Source organism: Bacillus sp. ISL-57 (genome assembly GCF_018613135.1).
GTDB lineage: Bacteria > Bacillota > Bacilli > Bacillales > DSM-1321 > Peribacillus > Peribacillus frigoritolerans.
On sequence record NZ_JAGGQV010000002.1, the window covers coordinates 257,413 to 272,943 of the forward strand.

The window sequence follows — 15,531 nt, forward strand, 5'->3', positions numbered from 1 at the left end:
TTTTAAGCCTCTCTGGACTTCTTTTAAAAGGTGATCTATTGTTTTGATGCAATATCTTATTTTCCAAATATATCTCCGGATATTTTTTCCCGGTCAGGAAGAATCAAGTTAAGAAGGATTCCGACGATGGCTGAAAGTGCCATTCCGGAAAGCGATACCGTTTCCGATAGTTGCACGAACGCTCCTCCGATTCCTAACACCAGGATGACTGAAGCTATCATCAGGTTTCTTTTTTTGTCAAAGTCGACCTTATTATCAATCAGCATCCTCAATCCACTTGAGGCGATGATACCGAAGAGCAAGATGGAAATGCCGCCCATCACAGCTGTAGGTATCGAGCTGATGACTGCTGAAATCTTACCGTTAAAGCCAAAGATGATTGCAGTCAACGCTGCCCCTCCGATGATATAGACACTGTACGCCTTCGTCATGGTCAGGACCCCAATATTTTCACCATACGAAGTAAGCGGCGGCCCACCGATGAAGGACCCAATCATGATTCCTGCGCCATCTCCTAAAATCGAGCGATGCAAACCTGGCTTTTCCAAAAAGTTTCTGCCGACTACTTTGCTCAGTACCATCTGATGTCCGATATGTTCTGATAAAGTTACGATGGCAACCGGTACCATGATGGCAATGACTTCCCATGAGAAGGTCGGTGTGTAGGTTACATATGGAAACATGAATTCAGGCATTTCCCACCATTTCGCTGCCTTGATCGGTTCATAATCTATTATTCCCGCTACAGCCGAACAGCCGTAGCCCACTATGATTCCCATTAAAATGGGGATCAGGTTAATGAATCCCTTAAAGAACACGTTGCAGATGATGGTTACCGCTAAAGTGATCAGCGCTATAATTATATAAGTGACGCTGTATTTATCTTGCGGATCATACATTGCCATGTCCACTGCCGTTCCGGCAAGGCTTAATCCGATTACGATAATCACCGGACCCACCACAACCGGAGGAAGTATATTCATTAACCAGCGCAAACCGACTTTCTGGATGATCAAAGCTACAACCCCATATATGAACCCTGCTGCAAAACAGCCGATCATGGCCGCTTCCGGTCCTCCCAAAGCCTTAGCCGCGATGATTGGCGTAATGAAAGCGAAAGATGAACCGAGATAAGCTGGTATCTGACCTTTCGTTATCAGTAAGTATGAAAGTGTTCCCAACCCGCTTGAAACCAGTGCTACCGCCGGGCTTAAACCTACCAGGAATGGCACGAGCACCGTTGCACCGAACATGGCGAACAAATGCTGGATGCTTAAAGTAATCCACTGTCCAGCCTTTGGCACGTCCTCGACATCCAGTACGATGTCCCTTTTCGTTTCTTCCATTTCCGTATCCCCCTCATGAAAATTCCATCAAAACTGTAAAAACCCTCTTTGCTGTATACAAAGAGGGTTTCTCAGAAGGTAAATGCCTATACATAGGCACAGCTCTTCCGATTGACTCCCCTTTGCCAGCCTCTCTGGACTGTCTTTAAAAGGGTAATATGAAATTTTCATGGTGTTTAGTTTTCTAATATAGTAACTTGATCTGCTTGATCTACTTCTGTTAAAGTAACAGTAATTTTTTCAGATTGTGAAGTCGGAACGTTTTTACCGACGAAATCCGCGCGAATCGGCAATTCCCTATGTCCCCTATCCACTAATACGGCAAGCTGGATCTGCGAAGGTCTTCCCAAATCCACCAAAGCATCCATTGCCGCTCTAACGGTTCTGCCTGTGAAAAGAACATCATCCACTAAAATCACTTTCTTGTCAGTGATATTGACCGGAATGTCAGAGCCTTTTACGATGGGTTCCCCATCATTGCTCTTTTTCGAAAGGTCGTCGCGATAAAGCGTAATATCCAGTTCACCCAGCTCTATTTCCTTGCCTTCTATTTGATTGATGCGCTTCGCAAGTCGGTCAGCGAGGAAAATCCCGCGTGTACGTATCCCGATTAAGACGCAATCCTCAATCCCCTTATTTTTCTCAATGATTTCATGGGCAATCCTCGTCAAGGCTCTGCTAATGGCCTGCTCATCAAGTACTATGGCTTTCTCATTCAACACGTCGGCCACCCCGATTCTTTTTTCTGATAAGTCCATTTCAACAAAAAAATCCTCATGCCAAGAAGGCATGAGGATTTTATCGCCGTGGGCATAACTATCCCACTTTTCGTATCCGTTTCCTTCTCAGTCTCTCTGAACTGTGTTAAAGGTTCTTATTAAGTTGTTATTATAATATATCAAAAAAGTGAATGTGTCAATCCTTACTTCTACGTAATTGATTAATTAGATTTTCAAACTCCTCCGGAATCGGAGCTTCGAATTCCATATACTCATTAGTACGTGGATGAATGAAACCTAGAAGACCGGCGTGCAACGCTTGTCCATCCAATTTCAGGGTCTTTTTCGGACCATATTTCGGATCTCCCGCCAGTGGGAAGCCAATGTATTTCATATGAACACGGATTTGATGTGTCCTTCCCGTTTCAAGCTGGCATTCCACCAAAGTGAAATCTTTGAAGCGTTCGATGACACGGAAATGCGTGACGGCATTTTTGGCATTCGAATCTGTGACAGTCATGCTTTGGCGATCTTTTTTATCGCGGCCGATCGGTGCATCGATCGTTCCGAAATCATGAGGGATCACACCATGTACTACAGCTTGATACTTACGGGTAACCGTTTTGTCAACAAGCTGCTGTACCAATTTCTCATGTGCCATATCATTTTTGGCAACCATCAATAGACCTGATGTATCTTTGTCGATCCGATGGACAATTCCAGGACGCATGACACCATTTATTCCAGAAAGATCCTTGCAGTGAGCCATCAATCCATTTACAAGCGTGCCAGATACATGTCCCGGTGCCGGATGGACGACCATACCGCTCGGTTTATTAACCACGAGTACATCTGCATCTTCATAATAGATATCCAAATCCATTTCCTCTGCTACCGCATCCAATTCCTCAAGTTCTGGAATCGTCACTTCGATGGTATCGCCAGGAACAGCTTTGTAATTCGTCTTAATAACCGCGCCATTTACCAAAACATGATCTTCCTTGATCCATTGCTGGACCTGAGTGCGAGACCATTCCTCATTCAAAGTGGAAAGGGCCTTATCAATCCTAACTCCTTTTAGTGTTTCATCGATGCTGTATAACCTTTTATCCATTATCTTTCTCCTTAGCGTTTTTTTCTTCTAAAAACATATGAATCACGAGCAGTCCGACACCAATTGAAAGCGCAGCATCAGCAACATTAAATACCGGGAAACTGTAGCTGAAAATATAGGTATGAACGAAATCCACTACTTCCTGACGGGCAACACGATCGATGAAATTACCAATCGCACCGCCTAGCATAAGACCAAGTGCAACTCCAAGCAAAATGCTTTCCTTCGCCATTTTCTGAATATAATAGACAAGTCCAATAATGACAGCGATGGTGATGATGTAGAAAAACCACATTTGACCTTGTAGAATTCCCCATGCTGCCCCACGATTACGATGCGAGGTGATATATAGAAGGTTTTCAATAATTTCAATGCTTTCTCCGTACTCCATTTTTTTCACAATCATCCATTTTGTCAGCTGATCGAGAGCTATGACCAAAAGGGCAATCAAATAATAAAACACATTTTTTCCCCCAAACTAATCAAATCTTCACTTTTGAATTGTAGCATAAACTAGAAATAATGACTAATCCGAAAAACATAAGTCCGCTAACTGTTCTTTAAGAATATCGGGAAGATTGAATAAAGGCAATTACCGATTGGGTTTTAGCTTTCATTCACACAAAAAAGCCGGCCCTTCATATAGGGACCGGCGTTTTTGCAGGAATTATTGATTCACGTAATGTTCTTTCACGACTGTAGCACAACGCGGGCAAAGTGTTGGATGATCCTCCACTTGACCTACTTCCTTCGAAACATTCCAGCAACGCTCACACGTTTCACCTTCTGCTTTTGTAACAAGGATCGCTATATCCTCAAGTTTAACCGCTTCGGTTGGGGCACTTGCCACATCTCCAGCGATTTCAAATTCGGATACGATGAATAGCTGTTCAAAGCTTTCCTTGATGCCATCAAGCAGATTTTTCGTTTCTTCATTAACATATACCATCACTTTAGCATTCAGTGATTTTCCGATGACCTTCTGGTTACGGGCTTCTTCCAATGCTTTCAGGACATTATCACGGACATCCATGAACGCCGTCCATTTTGCTTCAATGACTTCAGCATCATCAATGGAAATTTCTTCAGGCATCAATGTCAACTGTACACTTTCTTCCGTTACACCCGGAATAAACGCCCATACTTCATCAGCTGTATGAGATAGAATCGGTGATACCAATTTGGTTAAGCTGACCAATGATTCGTAAAGTACCGTTTGAATGGCCATACGTTCTTTCCCATTTGGTGCTTCACAATAAAGAATGTCTTTTGCATAATCAAGGTAGAACGAACTTAAATCCTGTGTACAGAAATTATTGACCATATTATAAATGGTAGCAAACTCATAGTTTTCATAACTTAGCTTCGACTGTTTGATCAGTTTATTTAATTTAACCAGCATGTATCGATCGACTTCAGGCAATTCTTGAACAGCCACTTTATCGGTCTTAGGATTGAATCCATCCAAGTTCCCTAACAGGAAGCGGAATGTATTACGGATCTTACGGTAAACTTCCGAAACTTGTTTTAAAATAGGATCGGAAACCCTGACATCCGATTGGTAATCCACCGAAGCTACCCAAAGGCGTAAGATATCTGCTCCAAGTTGATTCATGACCTTGGATGGCAGTACAACGTTCCCAATCGACTTACTCATTTTACGGCCTTCGCCATCCAATGCGAACCCGTGACTAAGTACACCTTTATATGGTGCTTTGCCTGTAACGGCAACGCTTGTTGAAAGTGATGAGTTAAACCAGCCGCGATATTGATCGGACCCTTCTAAATAAAGGTCCGCAGGGCGTTGCAAGTCGTCTCTTTCTTCAAGTACCGCTTGATGAGAAGAACCGGAATCGAACCACACGTCCATGATATCCGTTTCTTTCGTGAAGATACCATTCGGGCTGCCTTCATGTGTATAGCCCTCAGGCAGAAGATCTTTCGCTTCACGCTCAAACCAGATGTTTGAACCGTGTTCGCGGAATAGGTTTGAAATATGGTCGATGGTTTCATCCGTTATGATCGGCTCGCCATTTTCTGCATAAAACACTGGAATTGGCACGCCCCAAGCGCGTTGGCGGGAAATACACCAATCCCCACGGTCACGGACCATATTGAATAGGCGCGTTTCGCCCCAAGCCGGTACCCATTTCGTTTCTTCAATCGCTTCCAGAAGTTCATTGCGGAAGTCCTTGATTGACGCGAACCATTGTGCTGTTGCACGGAAAATCGTTGGCTTCTTCGTCCGCCAGTCATGTGGATAAGAGTGCGTGATGAACGTCAAGTTCAATAACGCGCCTGCTTCAGTTAATTTTTCGGTAATCGGTTTATTCGCTTGATCATAAAATAATCCGGCAAATTCCCCTGCTTCTTCCGTCATGACCCCTTTTTCATCTACAGGACAAAGTACATCCAAGCCATATTTTTGCCCAATGATAAAGTCATCTTCACCATGGCCTGGCGCAGTATGAACACAGCCCGTTCCAGCTTCAGTCGTTACGTGCTCACCTAACATCACTAAAGATTCACGGTCATAAAGAGGATGTTTGGCAACAGCCCGGTCCAACTCGCTCCCTTTTACTGTTTTTTGGATGGACGGGTTTTCCCAGCCTAATGTTTCCGTAACTGATTCAAGCAGTGCCTCAGCAATTAAGAATTTTTCATTTTCGACAGCCACCACTACATAATTTAATTGCGGATGCAATGAGATACCAAGATTAGCCGGAATCGTCCATGGAGTTGTCGTCCAGATGATGATCTTGACGCCTTCATCGATTACACCTTTGCCATCTGTGACTTCAAAAGCAACATAGATCGACGCAGAGCGTTTGTCTTGATATTCAATTTCAGCTTCGGCTAGCGCTGATTCACTTGAAGGGGACCAGTAAACAGGTTTTTTCCCTTTATAAATGTAGCCTTTTTTCGCCATTTCACCGAATACCTTGATTTGCTGTGCTTCATATTCAGGCTTCAATGTGATATAAGGATTTTCCCAATCACCACGGACCCCTATTCTCTTAAACTGCTCACGTTGATTGTCAATCTGGCCATAAGCATACTCTTCACAAAGCTTTCTGAATTCGGCAACGCTCATTTCTTTCCGTTTCACGCCTTTTTTCGTCAATGCCGTTTCGATTGGAAGCCCATGGGTATCCCAGCCAGGTACATACGGTGCTTGAAAACCGCTCATCGATTTAAATCGGACAATGAAATCCTTTAAAACCTTATTCATTGCATGGCCCATGTGGATATCGCCATTGGCATATGGAGGTCCATCATGCAAAATGAATAAAGGGCGTCCTTCCGTTTGTTCTTGCACTTTTTTATAGATGTTCATTTCTTTCCATTTTTCCTGGATTTCCGGTTCACGCTTCGGCAAATTCCCCCGCATTGGAAATTCAGTTTTAGGCATCAATAAGGTATCTTTGTATTCCATCATAATATCCTCCATCCGTCTTTTAAAAAAATTCATTCGAACCGATGACTTGATATCCGGCCAAAATAAAAAGCCCTCTCATCCCTAAAAAAGGGACGAGAAAGCTTTGCTTCCCGCGGTACCACCCTGGCTAGTAAGATTCACGAAGTGAATCCAACCTCTCGAGCATTCGTAACGTGAATGAAACGCTTCATTTACTTACTGCAAAAGCAGGTTCAACTCAGAACTCAAGGGTGATCTTCAATATCTTCGCTTATTCCGGGCTTTCACCATCCCCGGTTCGCTAAAAATAAGTGTGTGAAGAATTTACTTTCCCTGTCATCGTCTAATTTCATAATGAATTGTATTGTTAAAAAATTATATGCGAAAAAAGTGTTCAAAGTCAAGGAATCGTTTAAATTTCCTCTTCCACTCTCTCATTTAATTCTATTTCAGTCGCATCCACTTCATAATCCAGAAGATGATCCCAATCGTCATTGTCCAGTAAATCGAGCTGTGCACCGACAAGCATTTTGAAACGTGTCCGGAATACTTTGGATTGCTTTTTCAAATCTTCAATATCCATTGCTATTTTCCTTGCTTTCACAAGTGACTCATTTACGATCCTGTCAGCATTTTTCTCTGCTTCCTTTATGATCAGTTTCGCTTCTTTTTGGGCATTGCGCCTTAATTCTTCGGCTGCTTCCTGAGCGACAATAATCGACTTGTTAAGTGTACCCTCAATTGTCGTAAAATGTCCCAAACGATCGAAAGTCTCGTTCAGTTTATCTTCAAGTTCCTTCTTCTCCCTCAAAATCAGTTCATAATCTTTAATGACCTGGTCGAGAAATTCATTTACTTCATCTTCATCATACCCTCGAAATACTTTGTTAAATTCCTTGTTATGTATATCTATCGGGGTTAAGGGCATTACGGCACCTCCAGAACGGTTTCTACTCTAGTATGTTAAAACTCTATATTCGACAATAAATTTATGATTCCTGCTTTTTCTTGAATTATTTTTGTCTGCCTAACGAGATTCTCCACTTATCCTTCTTGGTTTTCCCATCGATTGAAGTTATTTTACATCTGCCAAAACCTCTTATGGAAAGTGTGTCACCCTCACGGCATTCTTCCGAGACGTTTTCCGTTTGCTTGAAATTCACCTTTACTTTTCCTGACGTTATCAAGGACTGGGTTTTTTGACGGGACAAATTCAGGACGGCCGATAGCACACTGTCAAGCCTAAGAGAACTGACGGTGGTTACTTGCTCTTCCCATTTTTCCTTAACTTGAACGATATTCTCGATTGGAAGCCGTTTGATGGAAACGGAAGCATTACCTATTTTCTCAAGATTTCCAGTGAGATATGAATCCATCTCTTCGGCAGCTATAAATTGAATATGATCTTCCGTCACTATTATATCACCAAATTTTTCACGTTTTACCCCAAGTGACATCAAGGTTCCAAGTATTTGCCTATGTTCAAGCGTTACAAATTTTTTTGGATAGGAGATATCGTATAAGGAGATATTGAAATCAGATGGTTCAGGAGAGTAATAATCAGGGTAAATGAGCACACGTTTTCGCTCTACGAAATCGCTCCCGCCATTGAATTGCAGTTTCGCTTCCGGATCATTCCCTATTAGGGAAGTAAGGATTTCCTGCTGACGCGGATCAAGAAAATCAGATAGTTTCGGAGCGTAGGAATGTTTAACCTGATCAATCCAATTCATGGCCTGATCGATAAAATCTTTTTCCTCCGGCCTGAAATGCTGATAAATACTCATGATTGAATAAATGCTCCTTAATTATCAAATTAATGGTCGTTCATATGGAATTGATTGAACTCATTCTGCGTTGCAACTACACAGCGGAAAATGTTCCGACTGTGTAGTAATATGCATGTCAGGTTAATTGTTGATCATCCAATTAATGTCTGTAAGTAATAGATTCCATAACCGCTGGCAAAATTAAGAACCAGCAAGGCCACAAGAGGTGAAAGATCAATCATGCCAAGTGGCGGAATGAACTTTCTGAACGGTTCTAAATACGGTTCGCAAATTTTTTCCAAAAATTGACCGATTGATGTCTCCCTTGCATTGGGGAACCATGACATCAATATGTAAACGATTAATGCCATTGAATAAATTTCAATTAAATAATATAAACCCTGAAGCACTAGACCCATTAACCATTACCACCTCGCTTCTTCGTACTCCTCTTCGGCGGCGAAGCCGGTAATATTACCGGAAACATCGACGTTGTCCGGAGTACATAAGAATATATCTGTTCCGATTTTTTGGATATCCCCGCTGATTGCATAGACAGTCCCACTTAGAAAATCGATGATTCGCTTTCCTTGGTCATGCTGGATTCGTTGAAGGTTCACGACTACTGCGCGCCTGTTTTTCAAATGATCAGCTACCTCCTGGGCTTCTGCATAAGCACGCGGCTCCAATAATACTACTTTAGAAGATTTCTGTACGCTTTGCAAACTTACGATATTCTGATTGGTATTATTCCCTGCAGAAGCGGACTGCTGCTGTTTAGCTGACTTCACGACTTTTGGTTCAGCCTCCTCTTCTTCCACCACTTCATCCCTGTACTCATACTCATCATCCAGCGCGAAATAAGATTTAAATTTTGATACGAACGACATCTATAGCGTACCTCCTTAAAATTATTCGCCTACAAGTGCTGTACCAATCCGGATCATTGTGGCGCCTTCCTCAATGGCAATCATGAAATCATTGGACATCCCCATGGACAATTCAGTACAGGGGGCATGCTCCAACTCCAAAGCTTGTACTTCAACCTGGATGCCCTTCAGTTTCCGGAAGCATTCCCGCAAAATCCGTTCATCATCGGTCAATGGAGCCATCGTCATCAATCCTGCAACATTCACCTTATCAAAAGCAGATAACCCTTTTATGAAATCAATAGTCGCCTCTGGATTCAGACCATGTTTTGATTCCTCACCAGATACATTCACCTGCACTAAACAGTTTATCGGCTCATTTGCGCGTTTTTGAATTTCTTCTGCCAAAGAAATGCGATCCAAAGAATGGATATATGAAATTTTGTCGATGACATTCTTAACTTTCCGTGTTTGCATGGAACCAATATAATGCCAGTTTGGCTTGTCCTTCAGCACTTCATATTTAGCCAATAGCCCTTCGTCACGGTTTTCGCCCAAATCAAGTATTCCCGCTTCCAATGCTTCATTCGCTCTCTCGACCGAAACATATTTCGTCACTGCGATTAACTTTATCGCTTCTCGGTCCCTTCCACTATTTTCACATGCAATATTTATTTTTTCTTCGATGTTTTTTAAATTGTCCACTACTTTCACTGTTACTCTAAATCCTCCTTCCAACCGATAAAACTCATCAATCTGCCTGTCTTCCCGTTATCACGGCGATGTGAAAAAAACAATTCATGATCACAGCTTGTACAGTATGATGTAACGTCGATCTGACTATTTGGAATTCCTGATTTTTGAAGAATCAATGCATTAAGTTGCTTAAGGTCTAACTGATATTGTCCTTCACTGATTAAATTATAGGGCTTTTCGTCAATATCTACCAGCAAATTCTGCACTAAATCCATGACATAATCATCAACTACATAGCATTTCGAACAAATCGAAGGTCCAATAACAGCAAATATCTCACTTGCTTTTATACCCTCATTCAGCCATGCCTCAACCATCTTTCGTGCAATCCCATTAACCGTGCCCTTCCAGCCAGCATGTGCCACCCCAATCATACCATGTGCCGGAGCAAGAAAGTATAAGGGCACGCAGTCTGCAAAGCAAAGGGTCAATAGAACGTTTGGATCCTTCGTATAAAATCCATCAGTCGCTTTAAAGGCTGAATCATAATCCGCAGCACCTCTCCCGCAATCGCGGCTGGTAACCTGATGGATATTCGTTTCATGTGTCTGCTCGGCCCCTATCCATTCATTAAGCGGATATATCAGCTTATCGGCTATAATCCTGCGGTTTCCCTGGACATCACCAAGTTTATCCCCGACATGAAAACCGGTATTCAATGTTTGGAAATCACCTGTACTGACTCCCCCATTTTTTGTGGTGAAGCCCGCTACGAGCTGGAGATTTTTTTGTCTCCAGCTGTCAATGAGCATATATTGGTCTTTTATTAAAACAAATGGCTCTTTCATGCTATAAACCTCTTTATTTTTAGTCTAGTGTATCATATATTTGCGCCATGCACCTTTAAAAACGTTCATCTTTCAGTTCTCCTTGAAATACCGTCTGATGTTCAACAAGTATGACATCCGCACCGATTTTTTTTATTTTGCGCCATGGAATCACAATGTCTTGTTCTCTTCCAAAAAAACCCATCAATCGGGTGCCATTTGAAACGACGATGGCCTCTATTTTCCCCGTGGCCGTATTTATTTCAAGGTCTGACATATTACCCAACTTCTTCCCATCCGCTATATTGACGATATCCTTTATTTGAAATTCCGAAATCCTGGTCACATCACTCAGCTCCTCAAAAATTCATCATAGATGAAGGTCCTATTCCTATGTATATGACAAGATGCGCTCAAGGATGAAGATTACGATAAATAAACGTCCCCGATTCACGATCTCTTCCGGAAGGGATTTTCAACAAAATAAAAAAGCCGCAATGGATAAGTAGCTATGAAGCGGGTATCGACATTTTTGCCCTGCCCGCTTCAGCTAACTTTTTCTCATGCTCAGCTTCTACTGTTGGATATTTTTATTCATTTGCTTGATTGCCGCTTTTTCCAAGCGGGAGACCTGTGCTTGTGAAATGCCGATTTCCTCGGCTACCTCCATTTGCGTCTTCCCTTGGAAAAACCGTTTGCGAAGGATCATTTTTTCCCGGTCATTCAACCGTCTCATGCCTTCATTTATAGCTATTTCATCAATCCAGGTACTATCTTTATTTTTTTCATCACTCAGTTGGTCGAGTACATAAATCGGATCCCCGCCATCATTATAAATCGGTTCAAAAAGTGAAACTGGATCTTGTATAGCATCTAGTGCAAAAACAATTTCTTCATGAGGTACTTCCAACACCTTGGCGATTTCTTCAGCTGTCGGCTCACGAAGGGTCTGGCTAATGAGCTTTTCTTTTACCTGCAAAGCTTTGTAAGCGATGTCTCTTAAAGAACGGGATACCCGAATCGGATTATTGTCACGAAGATATCTTCTGATTTCTCCAATAATCATCGGTACAGCATACGTTGAAAACTTAACATTTTGACCTAGGTCAAAGTTATCTATCGACTTCATCAACCCTATACAGCCTACCTGAAATAGATCATCTACATACTCTCCCCGATTGTTGAAGCGTTGAATGACGCTTAGAACGAGTCGAAGATTCCCGTTTACCAGTTTTTCTCTTGCTGAAATATCGCCATCTTGCAGTTCTTTAAAGAGTTTTCTCATTTCTTCATTCTTTAAAACCGGTAATTTTGATGTATCCACACCGCAGATTTCAACCTTATTACGAGACAAAATTATTCCCTCCTCACAGGAGCGCTGTACAAAAAACAGTATTTCCGCGGGAGGAAAAAATATGCACATGGCTAGAACAGAAAATCCCGATTATTTTTCAATATCGCTACCGAAGTATTGATTTGATTGACATTTAAGCACTTTATTTTTTTACACCATTTTATTAAATTCTTTACGAAGCCTCTTAATAATCCGTTTTTCCAATCGCGAAATGTAAGATTGGGAAATCCCCAGCATGTCGGCAACGTCCTTTTGGGTTTTTTCTTCTCCTCCTGCAAGTCCAAAACGGAGTTCCATTATCTGTTTTTCACGTTCCGATAACTGTGTAAGTGCTTTTGTCAGCAACTTACGGTCAACGTTTGCCTCTAGGTCTTTCGTGATAATGTCATCATCCGTTCCAAGTACATCGGATAACAGAAGTTCATTTCCATCCCAATCAATATTCAGAGGTTCATCAAAAGAAACTTCAGAGCGGATTTTGTTATTTCTGCGTAAATACATCAATATTTCATTCTCGATGCATCTCGATGCATATGTAGCCAGTTTTATTTTCTTCTCAGGATTGAATGTATTCACAGCTTTAATCAAACCTATGGTACCTATGCTGATTAAATCTTCAATGTTGATGCCTGTATTTTCGAATTTCCTGGCAATATAAACAACCAGCCTTAAATTTCGTTCAATCAAGATCGAGCGTGCAGCTTCATCGCCATTTGGTAATTTATTGATCAGTATTGCCTCTTCTTCCTTTGAAAGGGGCGGCGGCAGAGCCTCACTCCCTCCTATATAAAATATTTCGTCCGTTTTCAATCCGAGCTTGAACAATAGTTTGTACCAAAAGTAAGTAAGCCGAAGAATGAATTTCTTCAAAATAATTCTCCCTTCTAATAAACGGATTATGGGTCAAATTTAAGAGTGAATCGATGGTTCAGGAGGCAGTTTGCACCGGTATGCCGGTTAACATCTTCGGGTGAACGATAGATTGATAGCTATTGTCGGGAGAGAGTTGTTGAAAGGTAAACGAAATGAGACCCTGCTTGACATGAAATTCTTTTTCTCCTTGAACGATTTTAATATAATCCGGTTTGATTGCGGTTAACAGCTGATGTTCATGACCTACGACTTTATAAGGGATGACACGCATTCTTCCTGTCCATGAATATTCGGGCTGCACTTCCTGACTAATCAGGGTATCGGGGTTTTTAAAGAGCTCTAGCATATCATTCGGAATTCCTGTTTCCGCGCCTGAAAGTGAAATGATCATTACTGGGGAGCGTGTAATCGGGTCATATAGTTGATTGCCGCTATCCACCAATCCATGAAACGTTCCTTCAAAGTCAGAAATTTTAACCGAGACCGAAACCATTTGTTCATGTGTAAGCTTAGTCATTTCCATCCCTTCTAGTGTTCGCTTGGAAAATTGCCAGGCGAGCGGGAACCCGATCATTACGAATATCCAGCTGACAGGGTCGCCAAAACGATTGATTCCGGCATATTGACCAGGGTCCTTGGACACGATTTGGAATTCAAATAGGTAGTGAAGTCCCAGAAGGATTCCTCCCGATAAAAATGTCACAAAATATAAAGTGGCCACCGATTTAACGAAAAGTTTTAACCTATTAAACCCAAAGGTTGCCAGCACCATGACCATGGATACTAAAATCTTCATGTATACCCCGTCGGCAATTGCATAAAAAGGAGTGAATGCCAATACGATAATGAAGGAACCAATCAGTCCGCCGATGCACACCCGCCAAAGAGCTACCCTTCGTTTGAGAATGATTGCGGTCCAATATAAAAGGAGGCAGTCAAATAACCAATTCAATAACCAGATCACATCTAAATATAAAGTCAAACACCCTCCCCTCCTTATATGAACTAACCTTCCACTAGCAAAAAGTATAGCGTACCTGCCCTAAGAAAGTGTGTCACTTTTTGTACCGAAAACTTAAGAGTTTTTCAGTCATTTTTACCCTTTTTGTAGAAAATCAGCTATTGATATTTTCAATACTGTCTTAGAGACTATCCTGCTCCCTTTTACTTCTGTCGATTTATGTTATAAAAGTTTAATAATTTCTCTCTCATCTTTTTACATTAATGAATGGAAGTGAACAAGATGGAAGCTCCCTTCTGCCAAGGCAACATCCAGCACAATTCCGTCTATGAATGCATTTTATTAACGACAAAAAACCGCCCCCAAATGGGAACGGCATATAACGTCGGTATTAACGGCGTCTATTACGGTTACGGAGGAAGGTTGGAATATCCAAAGCCTCATCACCTTGATTGGCATTACGTGAAGGCTGTTCATTGACTTCTTCCCTCTTCACTTCACGCTTCACGTTTGACTGTGGCGTTTGTTGTGTCTGAGGTCTTGATTGCTGCTGCTGTCCGAGTGTTGGACGTCCAGTAGGCCGAATTGAAGCTTCAACCTCGTTAAAGCCTGTAGCAATTACCGTAACGACGATTTCATCTTTAAGGTTTTCATTGATAACAGAACCAAAAATCATGTTGACGTCTTGATCGGATGCTGTAGCCACGATATCGGCCGCTTCCTGGACTTCAAAAAGACTTAGGTTCGTACCACCGGTAATATTCATCAGTACGCCTTGGGCGCCATCAATCGATGTTTCAAGCAACGGACTGGAAATGGCTTTTTTCGCCGCTTCCGCCGCACGGTTTTCCCCGGAGGAAATCCCGATTCCCATAAGAGCTGAACCTTTGTTGGACATGATCGTCTTCACATCGGCAAAGTCCAAGTTAATAAGACCTGGAACAGCAATTAAATCTGAAATCCCTTGTACACCTTGGCGAAGTACATTATCCGCTTCACGGAATGCTTCAAGCATTGGCGTGCTTTTATCGACGATTTCAAGGAGGCGGTCGTTCGGAATGACGATCAGTGTGTCAACCGATTCCTTCATGGATGAAATGCCGCCCTGTGCCTGTGTTGCACGTTTTCGGCCTTCGAAAGTAAATGGACGTGTAACTACACCCACTGTAAGGGCCCCTAGATCTTTAGCAATGCCCGCTATGACAGGAGCTGCCCCCGTTCCCGTACCGCCGCCCATTCCAGCCGTTACGAATACCATATCGGCACCTTTAAGCGCTTCTTCAATCTGCTCTTTGCTTTCTTCAGCTGCTTTTTTTCCTACCTCTGGATTGGCACCTGCACCCAAACCGCGTGTAAGCTTCCCACCGATTTGCATTTTGATTTCTGCTTTTGATAGATTAAGAGCCTGTGCGTCAGTATTGACAGAAATAAACTCAACACCCTGTACACCATGCTCGATCATTCTGTTTACCGCATTGTTTCCGCCGCCGCCAACACCTATTACTTTTATCGTTGCTAATTGTTCTAGATTAGAATCAAACTCCAACATGACAATCCTCCTATTTTGACGAAATTCCCGATTCTT

16 protein-coding genes are annotated in these 15,531 nt (G+C 42.2%); all 16 read right to left on the reverse strand.

Annotation, left to right across the window (positions count from 1 at the left end):
* Nucleotides 1-56 precede the first annotated feature (56 nt).
* Complete coding sequence (locus J7I90_RS04450) at nucleotides 57-1,346, reverse strand: solute carrier family 23 protein (RefSeq protein ID WP_214768610.1); 1,290 nt, start codon at nucleotides 1,344-1,346, stop codon at nucleotides 57-59.
* A 176-nt stretch (nucleotides 1,347-1,522) separates the two neighbouring features.
* Nucleotides 1,523-2,104: a bifunctional pyr operon transcriptional regulator/uracil phosphoribosyltransferase PyrR gene (gene pyrR, locus J7I90_RS04455; protein ID WP_214768612.1), complete on the reverse strand. Its 582-nt coding sequence runs from the start codon at nucleotides 2,102-2,104 to the stop codon at nucleotides 1,523-1,525.
* A 157-nt stretch (nucleotides 2,105-2,261) separates the two neighbouring features.
* Nucleotides 2,262-3,179, reverse strand: coding sequence for an RluA family pseudouridine synthase (locus J7I90_RS04460; protein ID WP_034313849.1), 918 nt, complete (start codon nucleotides 3,177-3,179; stop codon nucleotides 2,262-2,264).
* Nucleotides 3,172-3,642 carry a signal peptidase II gene (lspA, locus tag J7I90_RS04465; protein ID WP_034313851.1) on the reverse strand — a complete coding sequence of 157 codons (471 nt, stop codon included), beginning with the start codon at nucleotides 3,640-3,642 and terminating at the stop codon, nucleotides 3,172-3,174. Before lspA ends, J7I90_RS04460 begins: the two co-directional genes overlap by 8 nt.
* Nucleotides 3,643-3,846: 204 nt before the next feature.
* Nucleotides 3,847-6,615: an isoleucine--tRNA ligase gene (ileS, locus tag J7I90_RS04470; protein ID WP_034313854.1), complete on the reverse strand. Its 2,769-nt coding sequence runs from the start codon at nucleotides 6,613-6,615 to the stop codon at nucleotides 3,847-3,849.
* A 394-nt stretch (nucleotides 6,616-7,009) separates the two neighbouring features.
* Complete coding sequence (locus J7I90_RS04475; protein ID WP_034313857.1) at nucleotides 7,010-7,525, reverse strand: DivIVA domain-containing protein; 516 nt, start codon at nucleotides 7,523-7,525, stop codon at nucleotides 7,010-7,012.
* An 85-nt stretch (nucleotides 7,526-7,610) separates the two neighbouring features.
* Entirely contained in the window at nucleotides 7,611-8,384 is a 774-nt protein-coding gene (locus J7I90_RS04480) for a YlmH family RNA-binding protein (RefSeq protein ID WP_214768614.1), read from the reverse strand.
* 134 nt (nucleotides 8,385-8,518) lie between these two features.
* Nucleotides 8,519-8,785: a YggT family protein gene (locus J7I90_RS04485; protein WP_034313862.1), complete on the reverse strand. Its 267-nt coding sequence runs from the start codon at nucleotides 8,783-8,785 to the stop codon at nucleotides 8,519-8,521.
* Between the two features lie 6 nt (nucleotides 8,786-8,791).
* Nucleotides 8,792-9,256 (reverse strand): cell division protein SepF, encoded by a 465-nt coding sequence (locus tag J7I90_RS04490; RefSeq protein ID WP_034313864.1) that lies wholly within the window; start codon nucleotides 9,254-9,256, stop codon nucleotides 8,792-8,794.
* A gap of 21 nt (nucleotides 9,257-9,277) precedes the next feature.
* Nucleotides 9,278-9,949, reverse strand: a complete 672-nt coding sequence (locus tag J7I90_RS04495) for a YggS family pyridoxal phosphate-dependent enzyme (protein WP_214768616.1) — start codon at nucleotides 9,947-9,949, stop codon at nucleotides 9,278-9,280.
* Between the two features lie 2 nt (nucleotides 9,950-9,951).
* A complete protein-coding gene (pgeF, locus tag J7I90_RS04500; protein ID WP_214768618.1) occupies nucleotides 9,952-10,779 on the reverse strand; it encodes a peptidoglycan editing factor PgeF in 828 nt (275 codons plus the stop codon).
* Between the two features lie 55 nt (nucleotides 10,780-10,834).
* The gene (locus J7I90_RS04505; protein WP_034313870.1) at nucleotides 10,835-11,104 is read right to left on the reverse strand and encodes a YlmC/YmxH family sporulation protein; all 270 of its coding nucleotides are present in this window, start codon (nucleotides 11,102-11,104) and stop codon (nucleotides 10,835-10,837) included.
* 228 nt (nucleotides 11,105-11,332) lie between these two features.
* A complete protein-coding gene (gene sigG, locus J7I90_RS04510) occupies nucleotides 11,333-12,112 on the reverse strand; it encodes an RNA polymerase sporulation sigma factor SigG (protein ID WP_034313871.1) in 780 nt (259 codons plus the stop codon).
* Between the two features lie 150 nt (nucleotides 12,113-12,262).
* Nucleotides 12,263-12,982 (reverse strand): RNA polymerase sporulation sigma factor SigE, encoded by a 720-nt coding sequence (gene sigE, locus J7I90_RS04515; RefSeq protein WP_034313874.1) that lies wholly within the window; start codon nucleotides 12,980-12,982, stop codon nucleotides 12,263-12,265.
* A 58-nt stretch (nucleotides 12,983-13,040) separates the two neighbouring features.
* The gene (gene spoIIGA / locus J7I90_RS04520; protein WP_214768620.1) at nucleotides 13,041-13,967 is read right to left on the reverse strand and encodes a sigma-E processing peptidase SpoIIGA; all 927 of its coding nucleotides are present in this window, start codon (nucleotides 13,965-13,967) and stop codon (nucleotides 13,041-13,043) included.
* 370 nt (nucleotides 13,968-14,337) lie between these two features.
* The gene (gene ftsZ, locus J7I90_RS04525; RefSeq protein WP_214768622.1) at nucleotides 14,338-15,495 is read right to left on the reverse strand and encodes a cell division protein FtsZ; all 1,158 of its coding nucleotides are present in this window, start codon (nucleotides 15,493-15,495) and stop codon (nucleotides 14,338-14,340) included.
* Nucleotides 15,496-15,531: the final 36 nt, after the last annotated feature.